The organism is Halomonas sp. ISL-56 (genome assembly GCF_018612805.1).
Taxonomy (GTDB): Bacteria; Pseudomonadota; Gammaproteobacteria; order Pseudomonadales; family Halomonadaceae; genus Vreelandella.
This window is the reverse complement of the sequence record NZ_JAGGRO010000033.1, coordinates 19102-27595: the sequence shown is the minus strand read 5'-3', so window position 1 is coordinate 27595 and position 8494 is coordinate 19102. Positions and strand designations below refer to the sequence as shown.

The 8494-nt window shown below is 56.8% G+C and carries 7 protein-coding genes; all 7 read right to left on the bottom strand.

Going from position 1 to position 8494, the window contains the following annotated elements:
• The coding region (gene tssI, locus J7J49_RS22105) for a type VI secretion system tip protein TssI/VgrG (protein ID WP_215095728.1) at positions 1-1197 on the bottom strand (1197 nt) is incomplete at its 3' end.
• Positions 1198-1396: 199 nt separating this feature from the next.
• A complete protein-coding gene (locus J7J49_RS22100) occupies positions 1397-1960 on the bottom strand; it encodes a putative outer membrane beta-barrel protein (RefSeq protein ID WP_215095726.1) in 564 nt (187 codons plus the stop codon).
• A 138-nt stretch (positions 1961-2098) separates the two neighbouring features.
• Positions 2099-2923, bottom strand: a complete 825-nt coding sequence (locus J7J49_RS22095) for a class I SAM-dependent methyltransferase (RefSeq protein WP_215095724.1) — start codon at positions 2921-2923, stop codon at positions 2099-2101.
• Between the two features lie 3 nt (positions 2924-2926).
• Positions 2927-4630 (bottom strand): AMP-binding protein, encoded by a 1704-nt coding sequence (locus tag J7J49_RS22090; RefSeq protein WP_215095722.1) that lies wholly within the window; start codon positions 4628-4630, stop codon positions 2927-2929.
• A gap of 58 nt (positions 4631-4688) precedes the next feature.
• Complete coding sequence (locus J7J49_RS22085; protein ID WP_215095720.1) at positions 4689-5597, bottom strand: hydroxymethylglutaryl-CoA lyase; 909 nt, start codon at positions 5595-5597, stop codon at positions 4689-4691.
• Positions 5598-5609: 12 nt separating this feature from the next.
• A complete protein-coding gene (locus J7J49_RS22080) occupies positions 5610-7664 on the bottom strand; it encodes an acetyl/propionyl/methylcrotonyl-CoA carboxylase subunit alpha (protein ID WP_215095718.1) in 2055 nt (684 codons plus the stop codon).
• Positions 7661-8485 carry an enoyl-CoA hydratase/isomerase family protein gene (locus J7J49_RS22075; protein WP_215095716.1) on the bottom strand — a complete coding sequence of 275 codons (825 nt, stop codon included), beginning with the start codon at positions 8483-8485 and terminating at the stop codon, positions 7661-7663. Before J7J49_RS22075 ends, J7J49_RS22080 begins: the two co-directional genes overlap by 4 nt.
• Positions 8486-8494: the final 9 nt, after the last annotated feature.

Sequence of the window (8494 nt, the reverse complement as noted above, 5' to 3'; positions counted from 1 at the left end):
AATCTCTTCGCCTTCCGGCCCCACCACAAAGGCCACCTGGGGGCCATCGACGCGCGGCTTAGGATTAGGCACCGGGCGGAAGGTCTGCTCCCTGGGCATGATGACCAGCTCGTTATGGTAGCGGGTCATCTGCTCGCCCGATTGGGCCGACAGTGCACTGCTGCCGTTATTTCCCCGTGCCATGCCGTCCTCTTCCAGGGCCTGGGGCTGTTCGCCGTGGTGCACCACGGCCACCACCTGCCACGCTTGGTTAAGGCTATCGATATCGTGGTCGGCGAGGGTAAAACAAATGCCAGGGGCAAGTTCAGGAAGGTCACTCTCCGCCTCGGCGGTGAGGGCGTCAGCGCGCAGGGACTCTAAGCGGTGGCGGGTAAAGGGCTTGCCGGAGGCATCCTTTTTATAACGCCCGGGGTAATCGAAGTGTTCGTAATCCTCCCGCTGGGCATGCTCACCCAGCCCCGTTGCTTGATGCTCGTGGATCTGGGCGTAGGCAGGGTTCTTAAACGTGTAGTCTTTGAGCATCGCCGAAGCGGGGCGTACCCGGCTGACTTGGCGCAGTTTACGCACATGGCGTCGGGGCGGTGTGCCCCCGGCACGGCCATGGTAGGTGCGCTCACCTACGCTGGGCAGTACCACGGTTGAGTCCGCAAACACCAACTGGTGCTTGCCGCCTTCGGCGTTCTCGAACTCATGGAAATAGAAGCACCCCTCTTCGGCGGCCACGCGCTCGATAAAGGCCAGATCGGTCTCCCGGTACTGCACCAAATACTCACGATCCAGGGGCGTGCGGGTGGTGGCAAAGCCGATATCGGTGAGGCTGCGCTCGCTGGCTAAGGTGGTGATGGCGTCGTAAGGCGAGGTGTCTTGAAAGATCCGCGAGTTGTGGCGCAGCGATAGACGCCATAACGCTGGACGAATCTCCACCCGATAAAAGCTGCGCCTATGTCCTCTGTCGCCCCGATGCAGCTCTGCGATAATTCCATGCACGCGACGCAGCGGCTCGCCGTCCTGCCAAATGGACAGGGTGGCCTCCTGATCCAAACAGTCGCTGGGCGACAGGGTATGGGTGCGGCTGGCAAAGCCAACGGAGAGGGTAAACGGCTCAGAGAGGGCTTCACGATGGGTAAAACGCACCACGGCCGTGTCATTGGCCCCGGGTAGGGTCAGGGTAAATTGCAGGCCCGTTTTATCCGCCATCACGCCGCTCCTTGAATCGTTATCTGCTAAATGAGAACGAGTTAGGATAGCGAGCCAGCGGCAGAGGGCAACCCCTTGAAGGCACGAAGCGCCAATGTCTTACAAGCTTGTAAGAGATCTCTTACAAAATTTTAATCCATGGCTTACAAATTGAGTAGTAACCAGAAAAATCAAAGTTTAATTTGTTGAAAGGGTGGCGTCAGAACGGCAGATGCAAGGAGGCGCTTAACATATTGAGATGGCTGAGGGTGGGGGCGTCGATGCGTTCGTACTCCAGGCGACTGACGAGTCGATTAATCGTGACCGTGGCGCCGAAACCTTGCAGCATCGCGGTGCCGCTTTCGTCGGCGCCTTCCAGGTCGCTTTCGCCACGCCACTCAGTGATGCCGGACTTTGCATAGACGCTAAAGGCGCCCATGCGAACACCGGCAACAATGGCACCGCCTAAGCTCAGGGTATCCATAATTAGCGGATTAATGCTGGAAGAGGCGGCGATTTCTTCGCTTTCCCGGTAGGCGATTTCAGCGCCGATATCCAATTGAGGCAGACGCCAGGGGCTGAAGCCTGCGGTTACTCGAAAACCGCTGGTATAGTTATCAAGGCTTTGAAGGTCGCTGCCTTCCAAGATGACGCCGTTATCAAGCTGCATCAGTTCACTATTGGGTGCGGTATAGGCCATTACCGGCGGAGTGTCGTCGGCGTAGCTACTAAACCAAGGAACAGAGCAGCAAAGCAGGGTGCTTGCCAAGCGTTTAATTGGCATGTTTCGTACACCTATTGTTCTATACTCATATGTTTTGTACCCATGTTTTATAACAGTATATTTTATACCTAATATCTTTCGTACCTTATATACAGCGTCATGTACCCATGGGTAGGGAGAAAAACTATCCTACTTAGATTAGCAACTAGCTTGGATTTCCACCACTTTAATTGCGCCCTCGGCTAGGTTGTCGACTAAATTTTTACCCATGGTGATAAAACGCTCGCCGAAAACCCACTGGGGAGACAGCACCGCCTGCCGTGGCGTCTGCTCTTTTTGCCGCTGGCGCTGGCGCCACTCCAAGGCGATTTTGCTCCAGTCTTCCACGTGTTCAAGTAGAAAACCGCCGGTTTCCAGTAATCTAGTCAATTCCGTAACGGACATTAGATGGGAGTGCTCGGAAGAGGCTGCCCAAGGCACCGGGTAGCGAAGGTGCGCCACATTGGGGCCGCTGATTACCTCATGCATCACTAGCTGTCCGCCAGGGCGCAGAACTCTGCGGCTTTCTGCGATTACCTTGGTGGCATCGAGCATATTGAGCAGGCTGTGCTGAAAGAGCACGGCATCAAAGCTGTTCTCGGCAAAAGGCAGGGCGCTGGCGTTACCGGTTACCCAGGTGAGTGGTAATGAGTCAGGTTGGTTAACCCGTAAGCTCAGCGCTTTGTTCAGTGCACTGAAACCATGAGTGATATCCAGTCCGGTCATCTGGAACCCCAGCGAAGCACCCTGCCGCATCAATCCGCCCAGTCCAGCACCGATATCCAGTACCTTGCTGTGAGTGTCAGGGTTGAGCCTTTGAAGTAGTCTCGCGGAGGCTGCCACGCCACCAATATGCAGCTGATCCAGAGGGGCTAATTGATGCAGGGTGGGGCCAGCGGGGTAGTGGCTATCAATCTGCGCCAGTACCTCATCAGCGCGCAGGGCGCGCTGATAGTGATCCGCTAACGGATTGGGAGACGTCATCACCTAAGACTCTTGATCCAAACCCAGCTCTTGAATGGAAATTTCGCGCATTTTGAATTTCTGAATCTTGCCAGTGACGGTCATCGGGAATTCGTCGACGAACTTGAAGTAGCGTGGAATTTTGAAGTGGGTGATCTTGCCTTTGCAGTACTCGCGTAGCTCTTCGCCGGTTACTTCGCCGGCGGTGCTATTGAGTTTGACCCAGGCGATCAGCTCTTCACCGTACTTCTTATCTGGCACGCCGGTAACCTGTACCTCTGAGATCGCTGGGTGGGCGTAAAGAAACTCCTCTATTTCTTTGGGATAGACGTTCTCACCGCCGCGAATGACCATGTCTTTTATGCGGCCGACAATCTGGATATAACCCTCTTCATCCATGGTGGCCAGGTCGCCAGTGTGCATCCAGCCCGCTTCGTCGATGGCTTCCGCGGTGGCTTTGTCGTTGTTCCAGTACTTCAGCATGACGCTGTAGCCGCGGGTACATAGCTCGCCGATTTCACCGCGGGGGAGAATGCCGCCGTTGCCGGGGTCGACGATTTTATTTTCCAGGTGGGGCTGAGTGCGACCTACCGTGGAAACGCGCTTCTCAATGCTGTCATTAGCGCCGGTTTGGGTGGAGACTGGGCTGGTCTCGGTCATGCCGTAGGCGATCTGCACGCCCTTCATATTCATCTTGTTGATGACTTGCTTCATGATTTCTGCAGGGCAGATGGAGCCTGCCATAATGCCGGTACGCAGTGATGAGAGGTCGGTACCAGGGAAATCAGGGTGGTCGAGCTCGGCGATAAACATAGTCGGCACGCCGTACAGTGCGGTGGCTTTCTGCTCATGAACCGCCTTGAGCACTTTGCCGGGGTCGAAGCCTTCATCTGGGTAGATCATGGTGGCGCCGTGAGTCATACAGCCCAAGTTACCCATGACCATACCAAAACAGTGGTAAAGCGGCACTGGAATGACCAAACGGTCTTCGCTAGTAAAGCCCATACTCTCCGCCACAAAAAAGCCGTTATTGAGAATGTTGTGGTGGGAAAGGGTAGCGCCTTTAGGAAAGCCTGTGGTGCCTGAGGTGTACTGAATATTAATGGCGTCATCAAACTGCAGCGTCGCCTGAAGGTCGTCAACGTCGGTTTGGCTAACCTTGTTGGCTTCTTCCATCAGGTCAGACCAGCGCCACATGCCGCTGAGTTTGTCATCGCTTAAATTAACAATGCACTCAAGGTCAGGCAGCTTTTGTGATTTCAGTTCGCCTTCTTTGCAAGCGTTTAATTCGGGCGCGAGCTCATACAGCATGCCGCTGTAATCGGAGCTTTTAAAGCTGTTCGCAGTCACCATAAAACGGGCGCCGGATTGGTTCAGCGCGTATTCCAGCTCATGGGTGCGATAGGAAGGGTTAATATTGACCAGAATCGCGCCAATTTTAGCAGTAGCAAACTGAGTGAGCGTCCATTCGCTGCAGTTGGGCGCCCACATGGCTACCCGGTCGCCCTTGTTAACACCAATAGCGAGCAGGGCACGGGCGCAGCGGTTAACCTCTTCCTGGAGCTGGCGGTAGCTCCAGTGGATATTTTGGTGCAGTACGATTAGCGCGTCGTTATCAGCATACTGCGCGGCGATTTGGTCGAACTTGTCGCCAATGGTCATGCCCAGCAGCGGCTTGTCCGCCATGCTGCTGGAGTAGCTGGGTAGAGTAAGAGCAGGTGATGCCATGGGTAATTCTCCGATGTCTTTTTCTTATCTAAACGGGAAGTCAGGCGTCGTTTAATTATTATTGGTTAAGAGCGCCTCTCGCCAGAGCAACTTTAGCGCTGGGCTTGCGGCCTAGCTCATGGGTGATCCAGTAGCCGGTATCAATTACGGCCTGTAGGTCAATACCCGTTTCAATGCCTAGCCCTTCAAGTAGATAGAGCACGTCTTCAGTGGCCACATTGCCGGAAGCGCCTTTGGCATAGGGGCAGCCGCCCAGGCCTGCGGTTGCCGCATCAATCACACTGACGCCTTCTTCCATTACCGCATATAAGTTGGCCAGCGCCATGCCGTAGGTGTCGTGGAAGTGAGCGGCCAGAAATTCGATGGGTACCTGCTGCTGAACGGCGTCAATCATACGCTTGGCGGCCAACGGCGTGCCAACGCCGATGGTGTCGCCCAGTGACACTTCGTAGCAGCCCATTTCATAAAGCGCTTTGGCTACCTCGGCGACTTTGTTGGGATCAATCTCGCCTTCATAAGGGCAGCCCAATACGCAGGAGACGTAGCCGCGTACGCGCACACCTGCCTCGCGGGCGCGCTCTAAAACGGGTTCAAAACGAGTGAGCGATTCGGCAATTGAGCAGTTGATGTTTTTTTGCGAGAAGGCTTCTGACGCGGCACCAAACACTGCCACCTCTTCAACACCTACGGTCAGGGCGTTTTCCAGCCCTTTCAAATTGGGCGTTAGGGCGGAGTAGACCACCTCTTGCTGGCGCTTGATGCCTGCCATCACCTCAACGGCGTCGCCCATTTGCGGCACCCATTTGGGCGATACAAAGCTGGCGGCTTCGATATGCTTAATACCCGCCTTGGCAAGCCGCTCAATCAGGGCAATTTTGGTCGCGGTTGGCACGATAGCCCCCGGCTCGTTTTGCAGGCCGTCCCTGGGTGCCATTTCAAATAGCTTAACGGAGGTAGGCAATGGCATAAGCAGAGACTCCTATTTGTTAGCCGCAGCGTCGTTGGCCGCAAAGTCGAGCAGCACAGCGCCCTGGCTGACGGTGTCGCCAGCTTGGAAATGGAAGGTGTCAACGCTGCCATCCGCGGGGGCGGTCATGGTGTGCTCCATTTTCATCGCTTCCATCACCATCAGCGGCATGCCTTTTTCAACCGCCACGCCGGGCTCCACTAGCAAAGCAACCACGGTGCCGTTCATGGGGGCAGTGAGGGTAGACTCCGCCTCGTGGTGGCCGTGATCAATGGCATCAATGCGCCGCCAGAACAGGCGGGTTTCGCCGCTGGGGTCAGCCATAACGACGACATGACCATCGCGGCGCGCTTGCAGGCGGCGACGGTGGCCATTCAGGGTGACAGCAACTGCATCGCCAGTCAGCGGTTGAAGGCTTGCGGTTAAGGTGTCATTACCAATGGTTAGATTCCATAGCTTCTCGCCAGCGTTGCGCTTACCTTCCACGATCACTACCGCCTCATCGCTATCAGCGGCTTTTACGTCGGCTGGGTCACACAGCGCGATGCGAATGGTGTGGGGAGCATTGAGACGGAAGCCGTCGTGGCGATCCCAGGGCGAGTCGCTTTCGCACTCCTGCGCCAATTGATTCAGACCAATCAGCGCGGCGCTGGCGTAGGCCTCCATGCTATAGGTGCGCGGCGCAAACAGCGTGGCTTCATTGCGTTCGATAAAGCGGGTGTCTAGTTCGACGTTTTTAAAGCCGGGATGGGTCGCCAGGCGCATCAAGAAGGCGCGGTTGGTCACGACGCCCTGAACATCTAACGCCGCCAAGGCGCGGTTAAGGGTTGCCAGCGCCGCATCGCGGTCGGGGCCGTGCACAATCAGCTTGGCAAGCATCGGGTCGTAGTGCATCGATACTTCGTCGCCGCTCCCCACGCCGCTGTCCAGGCGTACTTGATCAGCACTTAAGCCCGCACCCTCCAGATCCAGAGCAAAGCGGTTAAGCAAGCCGGTGGCGGGCAGGAAATCCTGATCCGGATCTTCTGCGTAAATGCGCGCTTCAAAGCTATGGCCGGTAATCGTTAGCTCATCTTGAGAGCAGGGTAGTGGTTCGCCCATGGCCACGCGTAGCTGCCACTCGACCAGATCCTGGCCGGTAATCATTTCGGTGACCGGGTGTTCAACCTGAAGACGAGTGTTCATCTCCATAAAATAGAACGAACCATCAATGTCTAAAAGAAACTCGACGGTGCCCGCACCCACATAGCCGATCTCCTGGGCCGCGCGAACCGCAGCATCGCCCATGGCGCTGCGCAGCTCTGCCGTCATACCCGGCGCTGGGGCTTCTTCGATCACTTTCTGATGGCGGCGCTGCACGCTACAGTCGCGCTCAAACAGATAAACGCCGTTGCCGTGGCGATCGCAAAATACCTGCACTTCCACATGGCGTGGCTGTACCAGGTACTTCTCGATCAGCATTCGGTCATCGCCGAAGGCGGCTTTGGATTCACGGCGGCAGCCATCTAGCGCTGCCTGGAAACCATCGCCTGACTCGACAACGCGCATGCCTTTACCGCCGCCGCCCGCGCTGGCTTTGAGCATGACCGGGTAGCCGATCTTGTCGGCTTCATTGCGGAGCAGGGCGTCGTCTTGCTCGTCGCCGTGATAGCCCGGTACTAGCGGTACCCCCGCATTGGCCATGCGGGCTTTAGCAGCGGATTTGTCACCCATGGCGGCAATCGCCGAGGCGGGCGGGCCAACGAAGGTAATGCCCGCTTCTTCAAGGGCTTTAACGAAGCTGCCGTTTTCAGACAAAAAGCCGTAGCCAGGGTGAATCGCACCGGTGCCGGTGCGCTTGGCGGCGTCAATCACTGCGTCAATATTGAGATAGCTTTCGCGCGCAGCGGCAGGGCCTAAGCGCACAGCTTCATCGGCTTCACGCACGTGGCGGGCGCTGGCATCGGCATCGGAGTAGACCGCGACGGTTTTCAGGCCCATACGGCGGGCAGTGCGCATCACCCGGCAGGCAATTTCGCCGCGGTTGGCGACCAGCAAGGTGTCGAATTTGGTTGGGGTAAACGTCATAAGCGTGGCTCCGCAGCGTTATTGTGTTCTTCAGGTGACGTCCAAACCGGGCGACGCTTCTCAAAAAAGCTGGATAATCCTTCTTGCCCCTCTTGGCTGACGCGTAGCTTGGCGATCACCTGGCAGGTATGCTCGCGGGTGGCGTCACTGTCTGGCGCTTGAGCCACTGCGGCCATCAGCGCTTTGGTAGCGCGTTGGGCCTGGGGCGAGCCTGCTAATAGCGTTGTCAGCATGGCGTCGACGGCGCTGTCTAACGCTTCGTGCTCAACCACCTGATGGGCTAAACCGAGCGCGAGCGCTGTTTCCGCATCCATCACTTCGGCGGTTAGGGCGTAGCGGCGCATTTGCCGCTCGCCTAGGGCGCGCTGCACGTAGGGGCTAATGACCGCAGGCGACAGGCCAATCTTGACTTCCGAGAGGCAGAATTTAGCTTTATCAGAGGCAATCACCAGATCACAGCAGGCGGCGAGACCAACCGCGCCGCCAAACGCAGCCCCTTGAACGCGGCAAAGGGTGGGGCAGGGCAGTGTGTCGAGTCCGTACATCAGCGCCGCGAGCTTGCGGGAATCCGCGAGGTTATTCTCCAGGTCGTAATCGACCATCCGCTTCATCCAGTTAAGATCCGCACCGGCAGAAAAGCTCTTGCCTTCGGAGCCCAGTACCACCACGCGCACATCACCCGCTTCAGCAAGGTCGTGGAGCTGGCTGAGATGTTCATTTAGCTCGGCGATTAAGCTATCGTCAAAGGCGTTATGCACCTCGGGTCGGTTTAAGGTCAGGCGAGCCACGCCGTTGACTATGATGAGTGTTGAGTAAGCCATGGTGATTGC

What these genes read in the sequence shown, in the direction of transcription:
- J7J49_RS22100 (WP_215095726.1), bottom strand. Translation starts at nt 1,960, where the DNA reads ATGCCAATTAAACGCTTGGCAAGCACCCTGCTTTGCTGCTCTGTTCCT.
- J7J49_RS22095 (WP_215095724.1), bottom strand. Translation starts at nt 2,923, where the DNA reads ATGACGTCTCCCAATCCGTTAGCGGATCACTATCAGCGCGCCCTGCGC.
- J7J49_RS22090 (WP_215095722.1), bottom strand. Translation starts at nt 4,630, where the DNA reads ATGGCATCACCTGCTCTTACTCTACCCAGCTACTCCAGCAGCATGGCG.
- J7J49_RS22085 (WP_215095720.1), bottom strand. Translation starts at nt 5,597, where the DNA reads ATGCCATTGCCTACCTCCGTTAAGCTATTTGAAATGGCACCCAGGGAC.
- J7J49_RS22080 (WP_215095718.1), bottom strand. Translation starts at nt 7,664, where the DNA reads ATGACGTTTACCCCAACCAAATTCGACACCTTGCTGGTCGCCAACCGC.
- J7J49_RS22075 (WP_215095716.1), bottom strand. Translation starts at nt 8,485, where the DNA reads ATGGCTTACTCAACACTCATCATAGTCAACGGCGTGGCTCGCCTGACC.